At 57.7% G+C, this 25,006-nt stretch carries 23 protein-coding genes; 13 read left to right on the top strand and 10 right to left on the bottom strand.

Annotated features, from left to right (window positions below; translation table 11 throughout):
- Positions 1 to 3: 3 nt before the first annotated feature.
- The 4 genes from HNQ83_RS16445 to HNQ83_RS16430 form a co-directional block, all read right to left on the bottom strand.
- Positions 4 to 579, bottom strand: a complete 576-nt coding sequence (locus HNQ83_RS16445; protein ID WP_175389895.1) for a recombinase family protein — start codon at positions 577 to 579, stop codon at positions 4 to 6.
- 487 nt (positions 580 to 1,066) lie between these two features.
- A complete protein-coding gene (locus HNQ83_RS16440; RefSeq protein ID WP_175389894.1) occupies positions 1,067 to 2,248 on the bottom strand; it encodes a porin in 1,182 nt (393 codons plus the stop codon).
- Between the two features lie 267 nt (positions 2,249 to 2,515).
- Positions 2,516 to 4,294, bottom strand: coding sequence for a hydantoinase B/oxoprolinase family protein (locus HNQ83_RS16435; RefSeq protein WP_175389893.1), 1,779 nt, complete (start codon positions 4,292 to 4,294; stop codon positions 2,516 to 2,518).
- Positions 4,295 to 4,306: 12 nt separating this feature from the next.
- Complete coding sequence (locus tag HNQ83_RS16430; RefSeq protein WP_175389892.1) at positions 4,307 to 6,337, bottom strand: hydantoinase/oxoprolinase family protein; 2,031 nt, start codon at positions 6,335 to 6,337, stop codon at positions 4,307 to 4,309.
- A 363-nt stretch (positions 6,338 to 6,700) separates the two neighbouring features.
- Between HNQ83_RS16430 and HNQ83_RS16425 the strand changes: the two genes are divergently transcribed.
- Both HNQ83_RS16425 and HNQ83_RS16420 read left to right on the top strand, forming a co-directional pair.
- Entirely contained in the window at positions 6,701 to 8,107 is a 1,407-nt protein-coding gene (locus HNQ83_RS16425) for an FAD-dependent oxidoreductase (RefSeq protein WP_175389891.1), read from the top strand.
- A gap of 9 nt (positions 8,108 to 8,116) precedes the next feature.
- Positions 8,117 to 8,461 carry a cupin domain-containing protein gene (locus HNQ83_RS16420; RefSeq protein ID WP_175389890.1) on the top strand — a complete coding sequence of 115 codons (345 nt, stop codon included), beginning with the start codon at positions 8,117 to 8,119 and terminating at the stop codon, positions 8,459 to 8,461.
- 40 nt (positions 8,462 to 8,501) lie between these two features.
- On the opposite strand, the gene HNQ83_RS16415 is transcribed toward HNQ83_RS16420, so the two are convergent.
- Together HNQ83_RS16415 and HNQ83_RS16410 are read right to left on the bottom strand one after the other, a co-directional pair.
- On the bottom strand, positions 8,502 to 10,046 hold the full coding sequence (locus HNQ83_RS16415) for a PucR family transcriptional regulator (protein ID WP_256669012.1): 1,545 nt from the start codon (positions 10,044 to 10,046) through the stop codon (positions 8,502 to 8,504).
- A 600-nt stretch (positions 10,047 to 10,646) separates the two neighbouring features.
- Positions 10,647 to 11,267 (bottom strand): recombinase family protein, encoded by a 621-nt coding sequence (locus tag HNQ83_RS16410; RefSeq protein ID WP_175389889.1) that lies wholly within the window; start codon positions 11,265 to 11,267, stop codon positions 10,647 to 10,649.
- Positions 11,268 to 11,969: 702 nt separating this feature from the next.
- On the opposite strand from HNQ83_RS16410, the gene HNQ83_RS16405 reads away from it, so the two are divergent.
- The 8 genes from HNQ83_RS16405 to HNQ83_RS16370 all read left to right on the top strand — a co-directional run bounded on the left by HNQ83_RS16405 (position 11,970) and on the right by HNQ83_RS16370 (position 16,422).
- Positions 11,970 to 12,188 (top strand): hypothetical protein, encoded by a 219-nt coding sequence (locus HNQ83_RS16405; RefSeq protein WP_169882217.1) that lies wholly within the window; start codon positions 11,970 to 11,972, stop codon positions 12,186 to 12,188.
- Between the two features lie 11 nt (positions 12,189 to 12,199).
- On the top strand, positions 12,200 to 12,622 hold the full coding sequence (locus tag HNQ83_RS16400; RefSeq protein WP_169882218.1) for a hypothetical protein: 423 nt from the start codon (positions 12,200 to 12,202) through the stop codon (positions 12,620 to 12,622).
- Between the two features lie 716 nt (positions 12,623 to 13,338).
- On the top strand, positions 13,339 to 13,734 hold the full coding sequence (locus tag HNQ83_RS16395; protein WP_169882219.1) for a hypothetical protein: 396 nt from the start codon (positions 13,339 to 13,341) through the stop codon (positions 13,732 to 13,734).
- A gap of 71 nt (positions 13,735 to 13,805) precedes the next feature.
- Positions 13,806 to 14,282: a single-stranded DNA-binding protein gene (locus HNQ83_RS16390; protein WP_169882220.1), complete on the top strand. Its 477-nt coding sequence runs from the start codon at positions 13,806 to 13,808 to the stop codon at positions 14,280 to 14,282.
- A gap of 193 nt (positions 14,283 to 14,475) precedes the next feature.
- Complete coding sequence (locus tag HNQ83_RS16385) at positions 14,476 to 15,303, top strand: DUF932 domain-containing protein (RefSeq protein ID WP_169882221.1); 828 nt, start codon at positions 14,476 to 14,478, stop codon at positions 15,301 to 15,303.
- Positions 15,304 to 15,357: 54 nt separating this feature from the next.
- Positions 15,358 to 15,780, top strand: a complete 423-nt coding sequence (locus HNQ83_RS16380) for a hypothetical protein (protein WP_169882222.1) — start codon at positions 15,358 to 15,360, stop codon at positions 15,778 to 15,780.
- Between the two features lie 23 nt (positions 15,781 to 15,803).
- Positions 15,804 to 16,133, top strand: coding sequence for a TrfB-related DNA-binding protein (locus tag HNQ83_RS16375; RefSeq protein ID WP_169882223.1), 330 nt, complete (start codon positions 15,804 to 15,806; stop codon positions 16,131 to 16,133).
- On the top strand, positions 16,126 to 16,422 hold the full coding sequence (locus tag HNQ83_RS16370) for a hypothetical protein (RefSeq protein ID WP_169882224.1): 297 nt from the start codon (positions 16,126 to 16,128) through the stop codon (positions 16,420 to 16,422). Before HNQ83_RS16375 ends, HNQ83_RS16370 begins: the two co-directional genes overlap by 8 nt.
- A 749-nt stretch (positions 16,423 to 17,171) precedes the next feature.
- Here the strand turns inward: HNQ83_RS16370 and HNQ83_RS16365 are convergent.
- The 4 genes from HNQ83_RS16365 to HNQ83_RS16350 form a co-directional block, all read right to left on the bottom strand.
- Positions 17,172 to 17,960, bottom strand: coding sequence for a SprT-like domain-containing protein (locus tag HNQ83_RS16365; protein WP_169882225.1), 789 nt, complete (start codon positions 17,958 to 17,960; stop codon positions 17,172 to 17,174).
- 133 nt (positions 17,961 to 18,093) lie between these two features.
- On the bottom strand, positions 18,094 to 18,483 hold the full coding sequence (locus tag HNQ83_RS16360; RefSeq protein WP_175389888.1) for a hypothetical protein: 390 nt from the start codon (positions 18,481 to 18,483) through the stop codon (positions 18,094 to 18,096).
- Positions 18,484 to 18,486: 3 nt separating this feature from the next.
- Complete coding sequence (gene stbB / locus HNQ83_RS16355) at positions 18,487 to 19,206, bottom strand: StbB family protein (RefSeq protein ID WP_169882227.1); 720 nt, start codon at positions 19,204 to 19,206, stop codon at positions 18,487 to 18,489.
- Entirely contained in the window at positions 19,203 to 19,658 is a 456-nt protein-coding gene (locus HNQ83_RS16350; RefSeq protein ID WP_169882228.1) for a conjugal transfer protein TraD, read from the bottom strand. The genes stbB and HNQ83_RS16350 overlap by 4 nt, the downstream gene beginning before the upstream one ends.
- Before the next feature lie 416 nt (positions 19,659 to 20,074).
- Here HNQ83_RS16350 and HNQ83_RS16345 point away from each other — a divergent pair, with 416 nt between their 5' ends.
- Genes HNQ83_RS16345 through mobF form a run of 3 tightly spaced genes read left to right on the top strand, consistent with a single transcriptional unit; the run spans position 20,075 to position 24,972 of the window.
- Positions 20,075 to 20,467, top strand: a complete 393-nt coding sequence (locus tag HNQ83_RS16345; RefSeq protein ID WP_256905043.1) for a hypothetical protein — start codon at positions 20,075 to 20,077, stop codon at positions 20,465 to 20,467.
- The gene (locus HNQ83_RS16340) at positions 20,460 to 22,016 is read left to right on the top strand and encodes a type IV secretion system DNA-binding domain-containing protein (protein ID WP_169882229.1); all 1,557 of its coding nucleotides are present in this window, start codon (positions 20,460 to 20,462) and stop codon (positions 22,014 to 22,016) included. Before HNQ83_RS16345 ends, HNQ83_RS16340 begins: the two co-directional genes overlap by 8 nt.
- A gap of 10 nt (positions 22,017 to 22,026) precedes the next feature.
- Positions 22,027 to 24,972 carry a MobF family relaxase gene (gene mobF / locus HNQ83_RS16335; RefSeq protein WP_169882230.1) on the top strand — a complete coding sequence of 982 codons (2,946 nt, stop codon included), beginning with the start codon at positions 22,027 to 22,029 and terminating at the stop codon, positions 24,970 to 24,972.
- Positions 24,973 to 25,006 lie beyond the last annotated feature (34 nt).

Raw genomic sequence — 25,006 nt, 5'->3', positions numbered from 1 at the left:
ATTTTACGCCGCCCGCTGGGCATCACGCTCGGCCTCGGTCAGGTAGTTGTAGAGCGTCGAGCGACCGATGCCCATCATCCGGCAAATTTCCGCCACGGTGTGTTGCCGCTCGTGATAGAGGCGCAGGGCCAGTTCTTGCTTGGCCGGATCGAGCCGTTTCTTGCGCCCGCCCTTGCGTCCGCGAGCCCGCGCGGCGGACAAGCCGGCTTGGGTGCGTTCGCGGATCAGGTTGCGCTCGAACTCGGCCAAGGCGCCGAACAGGTGATACACCAAGCGGCCTCCAATTGAGGCGGTGTCGATATTCTCCTGCAAGCTGCGCAGGCCAACGCCGGCGGCGTCCAGCTGCTCGACCAATCGGATCAGGTCCTTCAGCGAGCGGCCGAGGCGATCCAGGCGCCAAATCACCACGGTGTCGCCCCGTCGCAACGTGGACAGCAAGGCGGTCAGCCGCACGCGCTCGGCCTTGGCACCACTAGCGGTGTCCTCGAAGAGGTGCTCACAGCCCGCTTTCTCCAACGCATCGCGTTGCAGATCGAGGAGTTGATCGTCGGTCGAGACGCGGGCGTAACCAATCAACATGGTTTTGTCCAACTATTCAGTGATAGCTCAGTGTAGACGGATACTGAAAGTTGGAAGCTGATGTTGGATGTCAATTTCAGGAGCCGGCTGCACAGAACGTGTCATTTTCAGAAGTCGATTGCACCAATGGTCAGAAGTCGATTGCATTACTGAGGAAGTCTTTGCTACCGCGGGCTGATGAACTGACGACGGAGGACCTCGTAGGTCAGGAGCAAACGAGCCCCACTCGCACATGCTATGTGGGTATTTTGAGGCATCGGCTATCGCATTCCGCCAAATGGACACTTCATGTGCATGATGCCTTGTACAATACGCTGGGCAAATGGCCATCATGATCGTTGCATTGACGTTCAACAGGCCAATGGCAACTTTTTTAAGATGGGGTATTGCTCTGCCAGCCGCACCGCCAATTCTGTCTACCGGCCTATGCCCGCAGTGGCGAGGCCCCTACATGGCTGGCGCCGGCTCTCTGTGGAGGTCAAGCGACTTAGAAGTAATAGCCGATGTTGGTATACAGTTGATTTTCCCACTGGTTGGTACCACCGGCTCCCGCGCTTTGCGTATAGCTGCTGGCCCCTACGTAAGGATCATTTTTTCCATTGAGCCATTCGACAGCGATGAAAGTACTGCCCACAGAAAACGAAGTTCCCAGAATGAATCGCTGTGAATCTTTGAACGCATCTTCGTCCTTGTCGAACAGGCTGTAGTTGCCATACACCTTGATGTTCGTGGACCAGCCTAGTTTTTCTGCAATGTCGTAGCTTAGGTCGGCTACATACAAGTCGCCTTTTGAGGCAACGTTGAAGGTACCGTCCAGTGCACCGAATGTCACTACCTTGTCAGTGCCAGGGTTTTGGGGGTTCACTTCCTGACGAGCAGCTTGCAACTGAACACCCCAAGGGCCATTTTTCCCCTTGTAGTGGACTGCAACCGCATTGCGTCGGCCGTTATCATTGGTGTCCCGATTTTCCAGAGAGGATGTAAAAATCGATCCGCCGATCTCGGATTGCCAATTCCCAAGTTTGAAATTTCGAACTAAGCGTCCGGCCACGATGTCGCGTTCTTTGTTGTTACTTCCATCAACGACATAGACGTCTGCCGCTGCAACGCTTGGAGACCAAGTCCTGCCGCCCCGACTGGTGCCTTTTCCTTGATCTGCTGGGCTGATGTAGTAGCCAGCCTGCAAATTCCAATCACCGCTTTGCTGGATGTACTTGATACCCAAGTCCTGAACGTCTTCGAGGCCAATGACGTTGCCCAACGTTTCGAAGAATATACTGCCAAAGTAATGCTGCAGGCCGAATGGGATCTGGTTGAGGCCTACCTGTATTTGATGGGCATCGTCAAATTTGTAGCCCACCCAGGCGTATTCCGGAAATGATATGTCCCCCACCTTACCGGTAGATCCCCTGAAAGGATAATCGCCGCCATAGAAGCGGTATTTCGCAGCACCGATCCAGCGCTCAGAAGTGTAGGTTGTCGTCAGAATTAAAGTGTCGAAGCTGAGTTCCGAAATGTTTTCATCCGGGTCGAAGTCACCACGGGCGCGGATGGCTCCTCCGATGTCCAGATTATCAGTGACCGCCACAGCGTAGGAGGGTGAGTTCATGAGCATTAGTGTTGGAAGTAATGCCAGACCGATCAGCTTGCGTTTAGCGCACAGGTACATTGATGCTCCTTTCTTATGGATGTAGCTGCCCGTTCGGCCACAGGCAAGCGGTGGCGCGTCGGGCTTTTATTGGTATGGGGTGTTACTGACTGATGCCTAGTGTCCTGTTTGTTTAACTTGAGTTCTGGGCGAATGGCGAAGAACTGCAGGAGCCCTTCAACGCCTGGGTGGTGAAGGGAAGCAGAACAACACTCGAGCGAAAGGGCCGCAAAGCGGCCGCTCCGAGACTCGACACTCAAACATGATCCCTGATAGAGGGGCCGAGCCTTATTCCCCTCGCAGTCGCATCGTGGCGACCTCATCGATCCTGAGTGTGCGCGGATCGATAACTACACCGTAGTGCTCCCTGGCCGAGTCGACGCTGATGTACTCGTCCAGTACGTCTTCGAGCACCTCGTCAACCGTACGCTTGCGTGGATCGCCCCAGCCGCCGCCACCGGTGCTTTCGAACATGAACACATCGCCTGCGCCGAACTTATGCGAAGACAGCAGCGGATTGGTCCACGCACCGTGGGGGTCGAGGCCGCCGATTACCTGTGCGCGCCCGTCGGCGTGCAGGTGACTGGCGCGTTGCACCGCGCTGGGCAGGCCGCCAGCTGCACCCGGGCTGCCTTCGAGGGTACGGGAGGTTTCCATGCCAAGTTCGCCTCCGCCCAAGAAGCGCACCTTGAACACCGCACCTAGCCCACCACGATGACGTCCAGCGCCTGCGGAGTCATTGCGAATTTCGAAGGCTTCATATGCGATCGGGAAGAACAACTCGGCGGTCTCCGCAGGCATGTTCATGCAGTTGCCCAGGGGATCCATGGTCACGCTCATGCCATCGGCGTACGGCGTGCCGCCCCAGCCGCCTGCAGGCAGATCAGAAAACACGTCGGTTTTTCCGTCAGCCGAGGTACAGCTGGCGACGAACCAGTTGCACTCCGAACAGGTCGAGCCGGTGATGCGATCGGGGATTGCCTTGGCTAGGGCCTGCCAGATGGCACTGGTGATCTTCGAGGACGTCAGGGTGGTACAGCCGATGGTCGGTGCTGGCCACGTCGCGTTCAGCCAGCAGCCCTCTGGCAGCACGACCTCAATGGGGTTGAACATCCCTTGGTTCTGCGGAGCATCAGGCGCCAGGAAGAACTGCAGGGAATATAGCGCTGCCGAAATAGTGTTGGCCCGCGGCGAGTTGATCGCGCCCTGGCAGATCGGGTCGGTGCCGGAGAAGTCGACGGTGATCGAAGTGTCGCTGATCGCCAGGCTAACCTTGAGCTTCACACGCTCACTGCCAATGCCGTCGGTGTCGGCGTAATCCTCGGCTTCGTACAAGCCGTTGGGGATCTTGCGGATGCTTTCACGGATCATCTTCTCGGTGTAGGCCTGGATCTTCTTCATGGCTTTCTGCACGGTGGCCGCGCCGTAGCGGTCACACGCACGTTGTAGTTCCTGCTCGGCCGCCAGCAGCGCGCCGAGATGGGCCTGCAGGTCGCCCTTGATAAAGTGTGGGGTTCGCGAATTGTTCAGAATGATCGCCAGCAGGTCTTCGTTGATCCTGCCTTGCGAAAAGATCTTCAGTGGGGGCAGGCGCAGCCCCTCGGCGGCGATGTGGGTGCCGAACGCCTGGCCGCCAGCGCCACCGCCGCCCAGGTCCATCCAGTGGCCACGGCTGACGCCGTAGCCGATGAGTTCACGCTGGTAGAAAATTGGCTTGATGAAGGATATGTCGTTGATGTGGGTGCCGCCCCGGTAGGGGTCGTTGACCACCAGCACGTCGCCTTCAAGTACGTTGTCCTTGCCGATGCTGCGTACCGCTTCTTCGGCGCTGAACTTCATCGCAGCCAGGTGTACCGGGCAGTTGGCGGCCTGGCTGATCAGCTGCAGGTCTGCGTCATAGATCGCGTTGGAAAAGTCCAGCATGTCCGCCAGGATTGGTGAAAACGATGAACGTTGCAGGACCGTGGCCATGCGGTCGCTGGCGTATTCGAAGATGCTGCGCATGACCTCGAAGGTGATCGGGTCGATGTCCTGGCCAAAATCGGTGTTCGAAAGGTTCTTGCTCATGGAGGAGTCCTCTTATTGTTGTTCGAGGTCGATGATCAGGGCGCCCATGGCATTGACGTGGGCACGCGTCTGCGGCGGCATGACCGTGCAGGCATGTTCGTACTCAATGATTGCCGGGCCTTCGATTTGGTGCTGGGTGCCGAGTGCTTCACCGTCATAGACCTTGCACTGCAGCCACTTGCCGTCGAAGTACACATCGCGCACCGATTTGACGACGTCGGCGACTGAGGTGTTCACCAGGTCGATCGGCGGCGGCGAGTCCATGCGGCCGATGGCGGTGACACCGAACGAGACGAACGCAGGGGCGAAGTCCTCGGAGCTAACCCCAAACTCCTGTTTGTGCGCTGCGTGAAACGCCTGTTCGATGCCCGGCAGCAGCGCGTCGCTCAGAAGCCCCGCCGGAATGGGCGTTTCCACCTCGTACGACTGGCCGACATAGCGCATCTGCGCGGTGCGGATCAGTTCGATGTCGCTGTCTTGCTCAATGCCTTGCTCACGCAGTACCTGCTTGGCGCTTTCCTCGAGCTCCAGTAGCATTTCGTTGACCTTGCCCAGGTTCGCTTCCTTCACCGGCGAGTAGTAGAAACGCTCCAGGTCCTGACGCAGATTCATGGCAGTGGCACCGAATGCGGACGCGACACCGGCATAGGGCGGGACGATGACTTTCGGGATGTTCATCGACCTTGCAACGAAGCAGGCATGCAGCGCGCCAGCCCCGCCGAAACTGGCATAGACGAAATCACGTGGGTCTCGCCCCCGCCCGACGAGGATCTTCTTCACCGCCTGCGCCATGTATTCAGAGCCGATGCGGATCATCCCCTCGGCGGTCGCCAGCGGCGGCAGGCCGATTTGTTCTGCCAAGCGGTTCATTGCCTGCTCCGCGGCGGCGATATCTAGCTCGAATTTGCCACCCAGGGTTGGCTCCAGACGCCCGAGCAGCAGGTTGGCGTCGGTAATAGTCGGCTGAGTGCCGCCCTTACCATAGCAAACAGGCCCCGGTTCGGAACCGGCGCTCTTGGGCCCCACGCGCAGCGAGCCACCCTGGTCGACCCAGCCGATGGAACCGCCGCCAGCACCGACGCTATGGATGTCGAGCATGGGCACCACAATGGGCACTTCCCATTCGAGCTCGTGGTCACGAGTGATCAGGCCCTTCCCGTGCTCGACGATGGACACATCGAAACTAGTGCCGCCGACATCGGTATGCAGGATCCGTTCGAAGCCGCTCAACTGAGACAGATAGCCAGCATAGGCGACGCCTCCGGCCGGACCGGATTCGAGCATGTCCTCGGGATGCTGGCGAGCGAGCTCTGCCGACATAACGCCGCCGCTGCTCTTGAGGATCAGTAACTTGCCGGTGAATTGGCGCTGGCGCAGACGGGCTTCCAGGTCGTCCATGTATTTGACCATCACTGGCATGCAAGCTGCGCGTACCGCCGTGGTGGTGAAACGACCATGTTCACGAAAGACCGGGCGAGTATCGGAGGACAGCACGACGTGCACGTCCGGGCAGTGCTCAAGCAGGATGTCACGCATCTGCCGCTCGTGATCGCCGCTGGCATAAGAGTTGATGAACCCGATTCCCACGGAGCGGATACCGGAATCCCGGATGCGCCGAGAGACCTCGGTAGCGGCCGCGACATCCAGCGGGCGTTCGGATTCGCCACGGACATTGGTACGCTCGGGCACGGTGTAACGGTGGCGGCGCTTGATGATCGGCTTGGGCTTGGTCTGGTACGGATCGTACAGGTGTTCCCGATGTTGCCGACCGATTTCGAGGGTATCGCGGAAACCCTCCGTGGTAATAAAGACTGCGTCAGGGTAGCTGCGCTCGATCAGCGCATTGGTCGCGGTAGTGGTGCCATGCATCAGGTGCGAGATATCGGCGATGGCGATACCGGCCTTGTCGATGGCTTCTAGGACCGCAATCGAACGGTCTTGCTTGGTGGTGAGGACTTTCGCCGTCACCTGCTTACCTGAGGTTTCCTCCCAGGCGAACAGGTCGGTAAAGGTTCCACCCACATCAACGCCTACTCTCCACATACGATGTTTCTCCGCGTTTATTGTTTTTGGTTGCACGTCCCTACGTTCCTACTTGGGGCGCGCGGGCTCAATCGGTCGCAACCAACAAATGGGCGGGGTGGCTCATACATTCGTACGATTTCATCGCGGGCAAGGCCGCACCTACAGGCCCTGCGCAGTGAGCAAGCACGCGCGGTGACAGATAAGGAGTGCCCTCGATAAGGGCGGAACTGCTGAAAACGCAATGCCAGCACTTCAGCCAACGCCCCGCTCATACGATCGAACGAGCCCCCGCGCCGTTTTCCTACCGTAGCTTAATTGTTGGAGCCCCCAGGTACTGGGAAACTGTCAGTACCTAAAAATACCGCACCGTGGGGAATCACAATGAAACTAAACCCGACCCCTCCATTGAAGCCCAGTTACTGGATGGAAGCTGCCGATTTCACTGACTCGCTCACGCCTCAATCGCTGGCACAGGAGTCGGTGGACATTTTGATCATCGGTGGAGGCTTCGTTGGACTCTGGACGGCCCTGACCATTAAGCAGATGGAGCCCGATGCCCGGGTAATGATCATCGAGCAGGACGTCTGCGGCGGTGGCGCGTCAGGCCGCAATGGCGGCTTTGTGATGTCATGGTGGCCCAAGATCGGCACGCTGCGCAGCTTCTGCGACGAGCGTGAAGCAAAATTCCTAGGTGAAAGCGCTGAGCAGGCGATCGAGGAACTGGGCGACTTTTGCCAGGCCCATGGGATTGACGCCCATTACCAGCGCAAGGGCTGGCTGTGGACGGCCACGACCCCGGCGCACGTGGACGCCTGGAACGGAACCCTGGCGGCCTGCGAGCGCTTGGGTGTACAGCCCTTCGAGCGCTTGAGCAGTGAAGAGGTGGCTAGGCGCACCGGGTCGGCCATTCACCTGGCCGGGGTGTTCGAGCGTAGCAACGCCACGGTCCAGCCGGCGCTGCTTGCGCGCGGCCTACGGCGGGTAGCACTGGAAAACGGAGTGGAAATCCGAGAGCATTGCGCCGTGACCGAGATCCAGCCCGGCGAACCGGTCCAGGTCGACACCCGCCAGGGAAAGGTACAGGCTCGGCAAGTAGTGCTGGCTACCAATGCTTGGGCCGCAGCGCTTCCAGAGCTGGCAGCGTTGATGGTACCGGTGAACAGCTCGATCGTGGTCACCGAGGCAGTGCCCGAGCGCCTGGCCGCCACCGGTTGGAAGGGCGGCGAGGCCATCACCGACTCACAACTAATGGTCGACTACTACCGCACCACGCGGGATGGGCGTATCGCCTTTGGCAAAGGGACTGGCGCGCTCGCCTACGGCTCGCGCATCGGCACGGTGTTCAGCGAGGATGCCTCCAGTCTGGAATTGACCGAAGCGGACCTGCGCCGGACCTACCCCGCCCTGTGCGATGTTGGGGTAACCCATCGCTGGTCCGGTCCGATCGACCGTACCTACGACAGCCTGCCCATCTTCGGTCGCCTGGGCGGCCAAGCGAACATCCATTACGGCATCGGCTGGAGTGGTAACGGAGTAGGGCCAAGCCGCCTGGGCGGGCGCATCCTGGCGAGCCTTGCGTTGGGCGTAGACAACCCCTGGAGCCGTTGCCCGCTGGTGGAACGCGCCTGCCGCCGTTTCCCGCCCGAACCCCTGCGCTATATCGGCGGCTCGATGGTTCGCAATGCCGTGATCCGCAAGGAACGTGCAGAACTGGCCGGCATGCCTCCCGCTGTGCTGGACCGCTTCCTGGCGCGTTTCGCCCCCGCTGGGCTGGAAGACAAATCTTGAGGACATGACATGAACCCAACGCTCATTCGTATCGACGGCGAACATTGCTTCACAGATCCGCTGGCGGTCGGCCAGCCGCTGGGCGAGCCGGTGGCCAAGGCGAGTCTGGCGGCTCATTGCTCGGTGTCCGGCGGCGCGACCAGCGGTTTCTGGGAGTGCAGCGAAGGCCGCTTCCGCCGCCAGGTGGCGCAAGCTGAGTACAGCTACATCATCAGCGGCGAGGGCAGTTTCACGCCGGATGATGGCGCTCCGGTGGAGTTCCGTGCCGGTGATGCGCTGTACTTCACCGCTAATACCCAAGGCACCTGGGAGATCCGTCAGACCGTGCGCAAGGCCTATCTGATCCTGGGCTGACAGATGCCCTCGGCAGGCCGGCGCGTCGGCGCCGGCTGCTTCAATCGCTGATCCGGGCGATATCGGCGCAGCGCAGTGCGATCCACAGCACCGCCACATCCTCCGTCGACTCAAGTGAGCGACCGGTGATCTCTTCTATTCGTCGAATGCGATACACCAGTGTCTGCTTGTGCACATTTAGGCGTTGCGCGGCTTTCTGCCAGGAGCGGTTGTCTTCCAGGAAGACCCGCAACGTATGCTGAAAACGGGCGCCATGTTGGTCGTCGTAATCCGCCAGGCTGCCCAGCACCAAACGGTGAACGCGGGCAGCATCGTCCAGGCTGCTCGGCAACCAGGACTGTTCGTCGCGGGCGTCGGCATAGACCACCAGAGGGCGGTCCGGCGTGGCGTGTGCCAGCGCGAGCCTGGCTTCGCGCAGTGCTTCAAGTGTCCGTAGCGCATGACCCAGCGGGTTGCTCTGGCCGAACGGGCAGTCCAGCTCGTGCTGCAGACGCTCGGCCGCGCGAGGATCGGTCAGCAGGGCGATCAGCTCGGCCCCCTGGAGGCGTACGGCAATGCCGGCGTCCAGCCGGGCCAGGCGCTGCTTAAGAGATTCCTGCTCGGTGGACGCGGCCTTGGCGACCACCAGGCAAGCCTGTTCCACCATACAGCCGAACTGCGCCAGTCGCTCCTGCGCCGAACGCTCGGTCAGGCGCTGCTGGAGCAAGTCGTCGAGCAGTTCCGAGCCCAGGCGCAGCAGGCGCTGGTGTTCGGCCTGCAGGCGCACGAGCTCGGTCCCCAGAACGCCCACGAGATGGTGTAACAGGCCATAGTCCAGCAACTCGCCGGCGGTGGCGAGCAGGTGGCAGTGGCGGGTCGACGGCAGGGCCATGACCAGTGCTTCCTCGGACCCGTCACTGCAACGGGTCACGGCATCGGGAATCTCCCGCTGGCCCAGCGCGTCACGCCAGCTCGTCGGGAGCGTGTCGAGATCATCCTGCCACGGCTGCAGATTCCTCGCATCGAATAGGTAAATCCGTGAGCGAACGTCGCTGGCCAGGCGCTTGAGCAAGGCCGCCAGCCCCAGCCCCTGCAAGCCAAGGCGGGCGCTTTCGTATAGCCGGCTGACCGCCATTCGCCGCTGGTACTCTTCCTCTTTGCTGGCATCGAGAATCGCGCGGGTGACGGCCGAGAAGGGTACAGAATAGAACGTCATCAACAGCGGAAGCCCGAGCAGCTCGGCCTCTGCCTGCACGGCGGAGATGTCCGCTGGCGCCTGCATGTTCTCGCCGATCATCAGCCCGGCCAGCCGGGCCTTGGCCAGGCGTCGTACGTAGAGCCGTTGAGCCTGCGGCTCGATCGGAATACCGATGCCGGTGGTCATCAGCAGGTCGCCTTCACCGAGCCATTCGGTGGGGTCCATGAGTTCGCAGACATGCGCCCAGCGCAGTTGCCGGCCGACGCCAGCAGCGCCGCCCAGCAAGCGTGTCTGTAGCGAAGTGTTGTCGAGGATGTCCTGGATGCAGTACGCCATGATGAACTCGTGTGTGGTCGGGGTGCTGGGATGCATGAAGGGTAGGGTGGACCACTGTCGCGTATTGGACATGCGCTCCCCTTTGGACAGTCCATGGAGAACCATAGTTAGCTGTACAGCGCCGAAGAGAAGAAGCGCACCAGTGCCCGTATCAAGCTCGATGTAGGCAGACGAAAAAGCGAGGGCATACGCAAACAGCGATGTAGCGCACTTCCAATCTCCTTTCGGTTTTTGAGACTTAGCGGTTAAGCGCAGTATGAGCCATAGCATTAGTGCTCCACTAGTACGTTAACAGCTGCCCCGTGCCAACCAATGATTTAGCATTTAAACAAGACCTTACCGATGACTTGATGAGTCGGAAATAGTCAGGGTCACTGCTGCACCGACGCCCATAACCTCAAGGTAGCGTTGACTGGCTCACCTTCAGAGTCCTGAACTCCGCCAGTTCGCTGGAACGCACCGCGTCGTCTTGCGGGAGGGCCAGCTTCTCTGTGGTCCACTGAGTCAATTGGGTTCCGTTCGGGTCGAGCGTTCCGCCAGTAGACTTCGTTCCCGCTCGATCACGGCCAGAGTGGCCTGGCTCTCAGTGAGGCATCGCTCAGCCTTGCTGATGGCGCTGCTCAAGGGCCTGGTGGCTCTGTTTCAACTCGGTGAGTCGATACGTCAGCACCGTCATGAGTTAACGCCAGGTAGCAGCTTCATGCCGTCCGGCCGCAGGCCTCCCGTGGGAGAAACATGCCGGTAGAGTGTCTGCCGGGTGATGCCCAGCTCTTCACACAGATCACCCACCTTGGTTTCCGGCTGCCCCATGGCCGCCATAGCCAGGCGCAGCTTGGCAGCCGTCATCTTGAACGGTCGGCCACCTTTCCGGCCACGCGCACGCGCCGAAGCCAACCCAGCGAGCGTCCGCTCGGAAATCAGCTCTCGCTCGAACTCGGCCAGTGCCGCGAAGATCCCGAAAACAAGCTTCCCAGCGGCGGCGGTGGTATCGATGGCCGCACCGTGACCAGTGAGCACCTTCAAGCCAACACCGCGGGCGGTCATGTCATGGACGGTGTTAATCAAATGGCGGAGATCGCGTCCCAGGCGGTCGAGCTTCCACACCACAAGCGTGTCGCCATCGCGCAGAGCCTTCAGGCACGCGGCCAACCCAGGCCGGTCATCCTTCCGTCCCGAGGCCATGTCCTCATACAGATGTGCAGCAGACACTCCTGCCGCGATCAGAGCATCGTGTTGCAGGTCGGTTGCCTGAGAACCGTCCGCTTTCGATACCCGCATGTAGCCGATCAGCATACTTTCCCCTTTGTAACAAATACGTTCGATTATGTGACAGCGTGCGCGAGAAAGGCCCAGGCGTCAAAATTTGTCACTTAACTCGTCATTTGATCTAAGGCATGCAAAGGGTCTGTCAGGCCAGTAATGTGACATAAATTCTAAGGTGGAGGCGTTTAGGCCCATGCTTGGCTGCGCGATATAGCATGGGGGCCGTTCAGGGCGCTGATAAGCGCAAGCGCGAGAAAGCTCGCGCGGTTGTGCTCCATGATCAGAGCCTTCTGAAATCAGCGCTCAAAGTGGTCTGGCTCGGTCGCCGTACCAGATCGCCGAATTTGCTGGGGGAGTTCGACTCGGTTAGATAGCGGCATCTGGTAGCACCGCCGGACGGCGAATTGATCGCATCGCCCTGCCTGTGATCGCCTACCTACAAGCCCCGCTGTATTTGCAGCTAATCCTGGCTGGCGATGATGGAATGCAGGTTGGCGCGGATCAATGCTGGTTCATTCGTAATTAATGCTGGTTGGCCGGGTCGGTCATTCGCAGTTAATCCTGGTCGAAAACCGCGATGATTGCAGGTCGGGACGTTTTCAAATGCAGGTCACTACAGTTAGTCAATCACCTCGATAACGCAGCATGAATCTGCGCCCCTGACGGGGCGCTTTATCTTCCTAGGACAAGCGGCGGCAACCGCCCCGGGAAATCAGTGAAGGAGATCCACAAATGCACTTTCGTGACCTCACTCAAAGCAAAGCCGAACGTTCCTGCCATGCACTGCAATCCGCTGCGCGGTTGGCAGAACTGCACAAGAAGTGGTATTCAGCCGCGGAACTTTACGAGGCCGCCGCCTCGATCTGGCCTGGCAACGGCTTGACCTACATGCGAAGGGCCGAACTATGCCGCTCGCTGGTCGATTCCGCACGCGATGAAATGGACCTCTGAGGACCGAAGTAATGGACAACACAAATGCGCAGCGCTCGAACGATTACCTCGATGTTCTCATGTGGCTCGAAACCGCGTCTGAGGACGAAATCGCTGGAGCCTATTGGCTGGCCAGCGGATCCACCAAAATGGATTTGCGCGACGGCATTCAAGCTCTGATGGAGTCCGATAGACCAGCATTGGCCATCTACTTCCCGGAGCTGGTGATCGCGCCACTCAAGCTGGCCGACCTTCCTACAAAGTATCCCGAGGTTTGCGAGCCTATGGAGCGGCTACACGATTCAATTTCGAGGCGACAACATGAGCCCAATTACCCCTTGAAGGGCTACGGGGCTTTATCTGCCGTCATCAGTGAACTGAAAGACCAGGGACGACTCAGTTCAGCCCAAAGCACGCTGCTGTTAGCAGAGTTGGCTGAATTGAAAAGTGGATAACGAAATGTCTGCCGTCATCGTCATCGTGTTTTTAAGCGGTGTATTGCGTTACAAACCATGGGAAATTCGCAACTAATACCCTCTCTTGCGTGCCCCCTTCGGGGGGCGGCTCTCGTGAACCAAGCCCTGGCCAAAAGCGCGCCAGGTCTTGGCCCTTCGGGCTTCGATCCTCACGTCTCCGGCCTGCGGCCTGCGCGCTCCGCTTGCCGGTCCTTCCGCATCACCAGGTAGGCTCATCATCATCGGAAGGTAGCGGATCGCCCCAATGGCCTATCCGCCGCCCGGCCTTGCCTGCAAGGGGCTTTCGCGGCATATCCTTGTCGCTTCGCGCCTGCGGTATTCCACGACCCCTTGCACGCGGCCCGGCTCTGGATAGTCCGGGCTTACCGCGACCTTCCGAAGCTGACGAGCAGACCCACCACCGGCAGCGCGCTCCAGTCCCAAGGGTTTTGATGCAGCCTGCGGCTGCTGCTTTGAAAAGCGTTTATTTCCCGCGCCCAACGCTCGGCCTCTGAGCAGTTCCAAAAGCACGCCAAAAGCAAGCGAATTAGCGAATTTCTCGCATGCGAGAACAGCGACCGACGGTCAATTTAGATTTTACCAATAGTTGACTTGGGGTGGTGGATTTGCGATAATTTCTACGTCGAAGCAATACCGCTAAGACAGCCTGGAACCAGCGGCGGCAACCGCCCAGGTAAATCGCGAAGGAGCTTTCAATGAACATTGATACCCAGTCTCAAACCACCGCGCCAATCTTTCACAACTGGCTGACCGCTGATGACTTCCTGGCTTTTGCTCAGGGCATTTTCAAGCCAAAGGCCCCCAGCATTGAAGAAATGAAAGCCAAGGTCGACGATATTTTTTCGTATGCCTGTAAGCGTGGTTCGACCTATGAAACTGTCGTTCACAACTTCTTTTGCGCGGGTGTAGAGGGTGAATTCGGCACAGACGAAACAGCGCCCGAGTTCGCGGAAGTTTTCAAGTATGCGCGGGAATATGGCTACATGAATGCGACTGAAAACGCCGCACGCGAACAGGCGGACGCCGAGAACGGCTATTGCCATCATGGCCTGGATGCAATGACCTGCCCGTGCGGTTGCTTCGAAGACTGATCGCAAGGCGACGCATACTTAAACCACCCCACAGCCCCGGTACGCCGGGGCATCTAAAAGGAGTTTCCATCATGGCCCGTGGCGTAAACAAAGTGATTCTAGTAGGGACTTGCGGCCAGGATCCCGAGGTTCGTTACCTTCCCAACGGTAACGCCGTGACCAATTTGAGCTTGGCCACCAGTGAGCAATGGACCGATAAGCAAACCGGGCAGAAGGTCGAAAAAACCGAGTGGCACCGGGTATCCCTGTTCGGCAAGGTGGCCGAGATTGCCGGCGAGTATCTGCGCAAAGGTTCACAGGTCTACATCGAAGGCAAGCTGCAAACCCGCGAATGGGAGAAGGACGGTATCAAGCGTTACACGACAGAAATTGTCGTAGACATGCAAGGCACCATGCAGCTGCTGGGGGGCAGACCACAGAACCAGGACGGCACCAACCAGGCGCCAAGGCCGCAGCAACAGCGGCGACCACAACAACCGGCCCCACAACAAGCGGCGCCGCAACCGCTGCCCGATTTTGACCCCGAGGATGACGGGATTCCGTTCTGACTGACTGTCTGCGCTATCAGAGCCCGGCCCAGTGCCGGGCATTTTATGAGCGTAAATAAGTAAAATTAGATTGTACTAATAGTTGACTATGTAACGATCTTTTGCGATAATTTCTACGTCGAAGCAATACCGCTAAGACAGCCTGGAACCAGCGGCGGCAACCGCCCAGGCACATCGCGAAGGAGATTCAAAAATGCGTCTATCCAGCAGCTTCCGCAACCCTTGCATGGTTCGCAGCAACACCCCTTTGACTAACGACGAAATCGCGCGTGTCGCGCCGTCCATCTTTGCCGTCGAAGCGCACGACAGCCGCTCCGATCGCTACCGCTACATCCCAACCGTCGACGTGCTTACCGCGCTGCGCGCAGAAGGGTTTGAACCCTTCATGGCCTGCCAAACCCGCGTGCGTAACTCCGACAAGATCCAGCACACCAAACACATGATCCGCCTGCGCCATGCGTCCAACATCATGGACAAGGAAGCCAACGAAATCATCCTGCTCAACAGCCACGATGGCACTAGCAGTTATCAAATGATGGGCGGGTGCTTCCGCTTTGTGTGCGCCAACGGCCTTGTCCTGGGCGAAGCCGCGATGGATCAGAAAGTCCGTCACAGCGGACGCCAAGACGTGATTGGCGAAGTCATCGAGGGGGCTTACGAGGTGCTGAATCAATTTGCACTGATCGAGGATCAGCGCGAAACCATGAAGCAAATCCAGATCCGCCCCGAGCTGCAACATGCCTTCGCCGAGGCTGCATTGGCCTACCGCTACGACCCCGCAGAAGGCCCGGCGCCGGTGACAGCTTCACAGCTGCTCATGCCTCGCCGCCGTGAAGATCGCACCGATGATCTCTGGACCACGTTCAACCGCGTACAGGAAAACAGCATCAAGGGAGGGCTTACAGGCCGCAACAAGCAAGGTCGCCGCACCACTACCCGCGCCGTCTCCGGCATTGACCAGGACGTGAAACTAAACCGCGCCCTTTGGGTACTGGCTCAGCACATTCGCGAAGCCGCCTAACAAGTCCAGGCCGGGCTTTATCCGCCCGGCCTTCCTCGCAAGGAGAAAGCCGCCATGCAGAAAGTTTTCTTTGTACCAGGACAAACAACGATTATTGACTACGCCCGCGAGATTGGCCCCAACATGTGGGCCGCTCGGTGCAGCTGGCTAATGTTGCCGGAGATTCGCGTGCGTCACCCCGGCGCTGTGCTGGACGATCAAACCGCTTTCCTGCAGGCGCAGGAAGCGGCCAACGGCACCAAGCCTGCGCGCATCACTGAGGCGCGCTTTGATTTTGCGGTCAGTCATGGCCAGGTGCTGGACTACTTCGCCGATGACACCGGCGATTCATTCATACTGCAGGCCCCCGAGGTCGGCGATTTGGTGCGCGTGTATGCCCGTTGTTTCGGTCATTGCTGGTCGTTCCTGTGTCTGCCGATCATCACCCATAGCGAGATCCGTTCCCGGATCCGCGAAACGGTGGCCGCTAATCATTGACCACTGAAAAACGGAGCTACTACATGCACCCGATTTACACCGCCGAGGACTGGAAAAGAATATCGCCGGTATTCGCCTCGCGCCGCTTGGCGGTCTCTACCGTAGAGATCGCCAAGGCCATCTTGGTAGATGGCCAACGACCGCAAGACGTGGCCAACGATAGGGGCATGTCTAAACAGACCGTTCACGCAGCAGTAAAGCGAGTTCGGGCAATCCTAGACGAGCACGGGGCCAGTGAGCTGGTGCCCGTTATGGTCTGGTTGCCGCCCGAGTTGGCCGCACAGGTCATGGAGATGGCCAAGCCCTATATGGACACAAAACCGGCACCGAAAAAGGCTGGCAAAGATGCGTAAAACCGATTTTAAATCATGGCTAAAAGACAACGGAATGGCCTTGCCGGTGCTGTTTGAAGATGACCCGGTGGCTTATACATTCGCGCCTCAAACCGTGACCCTCACGCCGGAGTTGCTGCACCAGCTCGACCGCGTGCGGCTCTTGCAAGACGCCGCCCATGATCACAACTGCCCCGATCGGCAAGCGCTGGAAAGCGAGATTGAACAGGCGCACCGCTTTGTTAGCTGGACGCTGCAAAGCATCGTTTTTCCCGAATCAGTCTGTGAAGATCCTCGACAACCAAAATGAATGGAACTCACTAAGCCGTCCGGGCGTGTTCGGCTGCGCCTCAACGGCTGTCGTAAACCAAGCCCCGGCCAAGAGCGCGCCGGGTCTTGGCCCTTCGGGCTTCCATCCTCACGCCTACGCCCGTTCCGGGCTGCGCGCTCCGCTTGCTCTGTAAAGTACGGCACAGGGGATTTTCCTTGGCCGACCTCCCGGTCGGATTTAAAACCTTCCGGCCTGGCGGCCGGGCGCTGCAGCAACTCACGTCTGAGATCAGCGCTAGGCTCAGGAAATCGTCCTGCAGTTGCCCACCGCCCGGGCAAACAACACGCCCGGCCCGTGGACAACTGCACCGCTCGCTCTGGCCTTTGTTGGGCCTCGCTCGCTGGACGATTTTTCGTGCGTGAGCTCCTGCAGCGCAAAAGCTGCCTTCGGCGACCAAGAGCTACGCCCTTGGATCCGCAGATGGAAGGACGAAAAAAACCGGCCAGATGGCCGGTCGCCGGTGGGCTCACGTTCAAGATTTGCGGACGACTCAGGAAATCACCCTGCAGTTACCCACCGTCCAGGCAAACAACACGCCTGGCCCGTGGATAACTGCACCGCTCGCTCTGGCCTTTGTTGGGCCTCGCTCGCTGGGCGATTTTTCATGCGTGAGCCCACCGTCGCCGAAGCTGCCTTCGGCGACCAAGAGCTGCGCCCTTGGATCCGCAGCTCATAAGTCGCCTGATCGGCAGCAGCCAGGCGCAAAAACTGACGATCATCCTGATTCGTCAGAAATTTGCGACCGGCTCAACTGGGACTTCCACCAGTTCTTTCGAGTCGACGAACAGCACCTTGCAGTCGACGCATTGCACGCGACCGCTCAAACCAGGCTTACCCCACAAATTCAAATGGCAGCTCGGGCATGTGTATTTGCGTTTGTTCTTTGCATCTTCCGGGTTCGGCGCCGGTGTCAATAGACCCGCCGAGGTTAGAGCGAGAATGTCTATCGTCGGGTCAGCCAAGGGCTGCTCAACGGGTTTACCGTCCGGACCATAAAGCTGGGTAGCTGACATGGCTACCCGATGGGTAACCACGTCAATCCAGGAAAGCATGCCCCCCTGATCGATCAACTCCTGACACGCAACAGCGAATGGCCCCCCATCAATGATGTAGTGCGTCATCTGCTGGCCGCATTGTTTGCCACCAGGTTCACCCGTATCTGACGGCATCAGTCCGATGGCTTTCATTTTGTTGGCCCACTCGCGATTGTGGTAGCCACTCCTTGAAGGAGTGCCTAAGTGAACCTGCCACTGATGTACCTGTTCATGAGCAAGTGTCGAAAGGGTCTGATCGATACGACGATGCGCGAAGTACGCACAGTTGAGTGCAATCTCATCGCTTTTCCCCGCGCCGTTCCGGCGCAGGAACCGCGAAGGAGAGAAGTACCCGAATGTGTTCGCCTTTCTTTGCAAAGTGAAAATACAACCAGGCAACTGGCCGTCGAATAATTTCTCGTTGAACCAGTCGTAAGCCCCCTCAATTTCTTCGTAAAGCTGCTGACTTGGCGTAGCGGACATATGGACTCCTTTCTCGCATGCGAGAACCCCCCCGAAGCCTGATCACCAGCGCCGGGGGGGGGGACTTCGTGGAAAAGTATAATCTGTATCGTACTATACAGAATAAATCTGAAAAAAAGGGGGAGTGCCCCCCCTATTTACCGAACAGCCCGAGCAGGTGGCCGACGATCATGAGTAGCGCGCCGATGACCATCCCGGAGCCGATGAGTAAAGCGCAGAAACCCACGGCGCGGCGCTGCGCTTGCGCCGTGACCAGATTAGCCGAACTTCGGTTTATCTCGTTACCGATCCTTGCGACCGCTTCGCGCCCGGCAAGGATCAGCGCATTGCGCTCCTTTTCCATCATGGATTCGAAGTTCATCTGCGACTGGAGCAGAGCTTTGCCTGAGCCATCGCGCACGGCCTCGGAGATCTTCCCCGCCAACTCGCCGTCGACCTGTTCCAGGCGACGGACGATGGCGTCGAAATCTTCCATCATCTGCCCGAACATCGCTTCTCGCGCTGTCGTAGGCTCCTTGGCCATCGCTTACTTCACCTTGCCAAAGAGCGTGGCGTAAACCTGATCGAGGTTCTGCCAGGCAGACTTGGCCAACCGCTGCACCGAAATCATCCGCTTAGCGTGTTCCTTGGTCGCGTCGTCTTTTGCTGTACGCAATTGTTCACGGTAATCCGTGGTGTCTTGCACTACTGCGGCAATATTCGTTTTCAGAGCCCGCAACCGCTCGAAAACTTCGTTCGAATAGATAACGGCATCACGCTTGAGCGTGAACTTCTTTTCCAGCTCATGGAAACCGATCAATGCAGCAAAGGTGTGCGGCAAGTCGTCCGCGTCATCGATCTCGACCTTGTTGAACACCACCAAGATCCGGCTACGGGGAACACCCAACGCTGCCAAGGTCTTGATCGTGTTGATCGTATCGGCCTGTTGCTTCTTCTCTGATACCGTGGGCACCAGGAAGTAATCGAATTCTTCGTGCGAGCCTGCGAACTGGCCCATGTACTTGAAAAAATCTTCGACGTTGGATGCTCCAACGTCGATAACTGCATTGTCCTCGGTCATCAAAATTTCGGAAAGCTCGCCAAACTGGCGACCCTTCATACGTTCTATCTCAGCCGCGTCGTCTGAAGCACCGGCGTTGATCGTTTCAATGGCAAAACGCAAACCTCCTAAGCGCGGCCAAACCAATTGATCGGATACGGTTGTTTTACCGGTATTGCCACTGAAATTGACTACTGCGAGTTTCATGTGCGCTTCCTTCTGCTACGGCCAGCACTTTCGTACATGGCCAGATCTGAGGCGTTCTGATCGTCCCCAGGATTCATAATCTTGCTCAGCTCACTCGGCCCCAACGGGGCCGTTTGACTCTCCTTTGAATCTGCATCTGTATAGTACGATACACCTCCCTCTATCTCCGGTGCCTCTCGCTCAATCACAGGTTGCATGCTTGGCACTGGGCTTGTCGTTTTTGTCTGTTTCGCAGGGTTTTGTCGTTGCGCTTTTCGATACCGCTGCAGGTAGCTTTTCAGCGTTGGCATGCTCAGCTCGACACCCTGCTGTATCAACACATCCAGGATCACTTGGAGACGTACACCTGCACTGATTTGCTGCTCAATCAATGGCATCACCTGGCGTATTTTCGCTGCCTTTGATTCAGGCCCTACCGCCATCAGTGCATTCGTTAGATCTTTGTTGGTCATTTTGCATCCTTTTTGCATCCTATGTGCAACCTACATGCATCTTACTCGCCACCTATCTGCCGTCAAGTTGCATTCTTTCTGCATCCTAGTTGCATCCTAGTTGCATCCTGTCTTTGCTACCCCCCTACGGCCTTCGGCCTAACTAGTGGATACGCCCTTAACAAGAGCTTCAACTTTTCCCCTTAACAGGGTCAAAGTCTCAATACACAACACGCACCCCCTAGCGGGAGGTGAAAGCCGCGCTGTGCGCGGCCTACAGAGCAAAATCCTGTTTTTTATGTGCTATACATATGTATTACGAAAGTACCATCTAGACCAGTAAAATCAAGCTTTTTATGTATTACATTTGCTATACGTTCTTTTGGCAGTTATCGTTAGCCTGAATATGTCCCATTTTTGGCTCTGAGAGGACCACCGTGGCGAAGACACTACCCATACGTTTAAACGACGACCAAGAGGCTCGCCTAGAGCAAGCGGCGGCGTTAGCAGGCTACAAACACCTGTCCACCTATGTGCGTGACAGGGCTCTGGCCAGCGAGAAATCAGGTGGCCGACAGACCGATTTGGACAGCTGGGCAGATCAGCAACGCGTGCTTGGTTTGCTCGAAAACGTCAGTCAGGCTCAGGCGCAAAACCGAACCCTGTTGACCATTGCCGTTCACCTGCTGCGCCAAGGTTTGCAGCAAGGAAAGGTCAACGAATTGCGTGCCGAACTTAGCCATCTGGCCGACACCGATCAGCTCATCAGAACGCTGTTGCCAGAGTTGGCAAGCGACATCGAGCGTCTATCAGGAGAGGACAATGCATAAAAGAGAAGTCGATTCTGCGGTGATGACAGCGGGTTTCGGTTTGCCGATCGCTGGATGGGCAGCGGGCGTGTATTTGGCGCAGATGCCTTTGACGCCATTCCCTGCAGCGTTCAAGGAAACGCTTCACAACGGCTGGCACAACCCGATTGTATTGGGGGCCACAATTGCCACGTCAGCGGTCGCCGCTTCACTGGTTTATTACCTGTACGAATATTGTGACGATGGGTTCCGTGGCGAGCAGTACCAGGAATTTCTACGGGGTTCGGAGATAAAAAACTGGCATACCGTCAAGGCAAAGGTGCGCCGCCGCAACGAGAAGACCAATCGTGAGCGAAAAAAACGGGGGTTGGCCAAGTCTGAGCCGATCATGATTGGCAAGCTGCCTATGCCTCTGCACCTTGAAGATCGAAACACGATGATCTGCGCGTCTATCGGTGCCGGTAAGTCGGTAACTATGGAAGGCATGATCGCCTCGGCATTGAAGCGTGGTGATCGCATGGCCGTTGTCGACCCAAACGGCACGTTCTATTCGAAATTCAGTTTCAAAGGCGATTACATTCTCAACCCATTCGACGCTCGGTCCGCTGGCTGGACGATCTTCAACGAGATCCGTGGCATCCATGACTTCAACCGGATGGCCAAGTCGATAATTCCGCCCCAGGTCGATCCGAGTGACGAGCAATGGTGCGCTTACGCACGCGACGTATTGTCCGACACCATGCGCAAGCTGAAAGAAACCAACAACCCAAACCAAGACACGCTGGTAAATTTGCTGGTGCGGGAGGATGGCGACACCATCCGCGCTTTCCTGGCCAACACGGACTCCGAGGGCTACTTCCGCGACAACGCAGAGAAGGCAATCGCCAGCATCCAGTTCATGATGAACAAATACATTCGTCCCCTGCGCTACATGAGCAAGGGCGATTTTTCCATCTATCAGTGGGTGAACGATCCGAATGCCGGCAATCTGTTCATCACTTGGCGGGAGGACATGCGGGACACCATGAAACCACTGGTGGCCACGTGGATTGACACCATCTGCGCAACGATCCTCAGCTCTGAGCCAATGACAGGCAAACGGCTATGGCTGTTCCTCGACGAGCTGCAGTCCCTCGGCAAGCTGGAAAGCTTTGTTCCAGCGGCGACCAAAGGGCGGAAACATGGTCTGCGTATGGTCGGCAGTCTGCAGGATTGGTCCCAACTCAATGCCAGTTATGGCCGTGACGATGCGGAAACGCTGCTTTCGTGCTTCCGAAACTACGTCATTCTTGCTGCAGCGAACGCCAAGAACGCAGGCATGGCCAGCGAAATCCTCGGCTCTCACGATGTGAAGCGCTGGCGGAAATCCTACACCGCGGGCAAGTTGACCAGGACCGAGGAAGTCACACGGGATGAGCCGGTGGTTCAGGCGTCTGAAATCTCCAACCTTCCAGATCTGGTCGCCTACGTGAAATTCGGTGAAGACTTCCCGATCACCAAGGTGAAGACGCCATACATCGATTACAAAGAGCGCGCCCAGGCAATCATGATCACCGGTCAAGCCGCGTAACGAGGTAGCCATGTTCAATGTTACCTCTATCAAGGGGAGCAACCAGTACGCTGCAGCTGGCTACTACACAGCTGCAGACGACTACTACGCAAAAGAGTCCCCCGGTGAGTGGCAGGGGATCGGCGCCGAGCTTCTAGGACTGGATGGGCCAATCGACCAGAAGGAGCTGGCCAAGCTTTTTGACGGCAAGCTCCCGAACGGCGAGGTGATGCCCAAGACCGTCAACAAAGAAACAGGTGAAATAGTTAATCGCCGGATGGGTTTGGACCTGACCTTCTCAGCTCCAAAATCTGTGTCTATGCAGGCACTGATCGCCGGTGACAAGGACGTGGTAGCGGCGCACGACCGCGCAGTGACTAAAGCGATGGAGCATGTCGAGAAACTGGCGCAGACCCGCCGAAAGGAACATGGCAAGTCCATGCTCGAACGAACTGGCAACCTGATCATTGGTAAGTTTCGCCATGAACTCAGCCGCGCCAAAGATCCTCAGCTGCACACCCACGCAGTAGTCATGAACGCGACACGGCGTGCAGACGGTAAATGGCGAGCAATACACAACGACGATATTTTCAAGATCCAACCGCAGATCGACGCCATGTACAAGGGCGAGCTGGCCAAGGAGCTGCGCGAGCTGGGCTATGAAATTCGGGTGTTGGACAAAGACGGGAATTTCGAGCTGGCCCATATTTCGAGGGACCAGATCGAGGCGTTTTCGAGTCGGTCCAAGGTGATCGAGGAAGCGTTGGCCAAGGACGGCAAAACACGCAGCAACGCCACAGCGCTGGAAAAGCAGATCATTGCGATGGCCACCAGGCCACGCAAAGACGAGCGCGACCGTCATCTGGTCAAGGAATACTGGGTCACCAAGGCGAGAGATCTAGGCATCGAGTTCGGTGGCCGCAGTCAGCTTGATAACCGCGAGTACGGCAGGCGCTCAGAGAGCATCCATGCAGAACACAATCTGCCGGAAGGCATCACCGCAGGCCAAGCAGTGGTGCAATACGCCATAAACCATCTGACCGAACGTGAGCAGGTTGTCGGCGAGTCAGATCTGCGCACAGCTGCACTACGGCGCGCTGTGGGCTTGGCTTCGCCATCCGAAGTCGACGATGAAATCAAACGTCTGGTGAAACAGGGAACGTTGATCGAATCGCCACCAACCTACAGGATGGCCACCGGAACCGAGGGGGCAGCGCTGTCACCTGCAGGGTGGCGCGCATTACTGAAAGAACAAAAGGGCTGGACCGACAAGGAAGCCCAGCAGTACGTCAAGATGGCTATCAATCGTGGCTCTTTGGTGGAAGCTGAAAAACGGTACACCACTCAACGGGCACTAAAGCGGGAAAAGGCGATTCTGGCCATCGAGCGCACCGGACGTGGCCAAGTCGCACCGCTGTTGAGCAAAGAACAGGTAGCGAAAGCGCTAGAAGGCTCAACACTTTCTGCAGGCCAGTACCAGGCCGTGGAAGTGATCGTCAGTACGAGCAACCGATTCGTTGGCATCCAGGGCGACGCAGGCACCGGCAAAACTTACTCAGTTGATCGCGCTGTGAAGTTGATCGAGTCAGTCAACAATGCCATGACCGAGCGTTCCACAACGACCGATGCAGGTTTTCGTGTCGTTGCTTTGGCACCCTACGGCAACCAAGTAACCGCACTGAAAAACGAGGGGCTGGACGCTCACACACTCGCTAGTTTTTTCCACACCAAAGACAAGAAGCTGGACGAGCGGACAATCGTCGTACTCGATGAGGCTGGTGTGGTCGGTGCCCGCCAGATGGAACAGTTATTGCGAACCATCGAGCAATCAGGCGCACGACTGGTGATGCTGGGCGACACCAAACAAACTGAAGCTATCGAGGCTGGCAAACCATTCGCCCAGTTACAGCAACACGGTATGCAAACTGCGCGGATCAAGGAAATTCAGCGACAGAAGAACCAGGAACTAAAAATTGCTGTTCAGCATGCGGCTGATGGCAATCCGGGAAAATCACTTGAGCATGTTAATCATGTTGAAGAATTCAGGGAGCCCAGCCAACGGCACCAAGCCATCGTTCGTGACTACATGTCGTTGACGCCGCAAGAACGTAAAGAGGTATTGATCGTCGCCGGTACGAACAAGGACCGCAAACAGATCAACGCAATGACAAGGGAGTCGCTTGGGCTCGTGGGCAACGGAAAAGAGCTGCCAACGCTCAACCGCGTCGACACCACACAGGCCGAACGCCGGTACGCTCCAAGCTACAAAAAGGGAATGATCGTACAGCCCGAGAAGGACTACATAAGGGCTGGTCTGTCCCGAGGGGAGCTGTATACCGTTGACCAGGCCTTGCCCGGAAACGTGCTGGTGGTAAAGGACAAGAATGGGAATCGCGTCGAGTTCAATCCTCGGAAGCTGACAAAACTCAGCGTGTACAACCTTGAGAAGCCAGAGTTTTCCGTTGGCGATCTGGTGCGGATTACCCGCAATGACCAGAAACTGGATCTCACCAACGGCGACCGAATGCGGGTGGTTGGGAACGCCAATGGCGTCATCGAGCTGGCATCCCTCAAAGAGAAAGACGGCACGCCAGAACGTGTAGTGGCCCTCCCAACTAACCGGCCTTTGCATCTAGAACACGCCTATTCCGCTACCGTCCACAGCGCTCAAGGTCTTACAAATGATCGAGTGATGATATCCATCAACACGAAAAGCCGGACGACCTCACAAAACCTTTGGTACGTGGCCATCAGTCGGGCAAGACACGAAGCGCGCATCTATACGGACTCAATAGCCGGATTGCCTGCCGCCATCGCAAACCGTTACGACAAAACCACCGCCCTTTCATTGCAGCAAGCGCGAGAGCGTCAGCGTAACGAGTCCATCAAGCCGCGCACGGTGTTGGACGGTAAGGCGCTGGAACGCAAACAGCGTTCCGCCCTGGACGGAGCGAGCGCAGGTAAATCAGGCGTGTAGATGATTTTTTGAATTGTGATGAGAATATGGGTTC

Source organism: Pseudomonas sp. C2B4 (genome assembly GCF_013359695.1).
Taxonomy (GTDB): domain Bacteria; phylum Pseudomonadota; class Gammaproteobacteria; order Pseudomonadales; family Pseudomonadaceae; genus Aquipseudomonas.
Note: the sequence above shows the minus strand (reverse complement) of the source record. Positions and strands in the feature narration are given on the sequence as shown.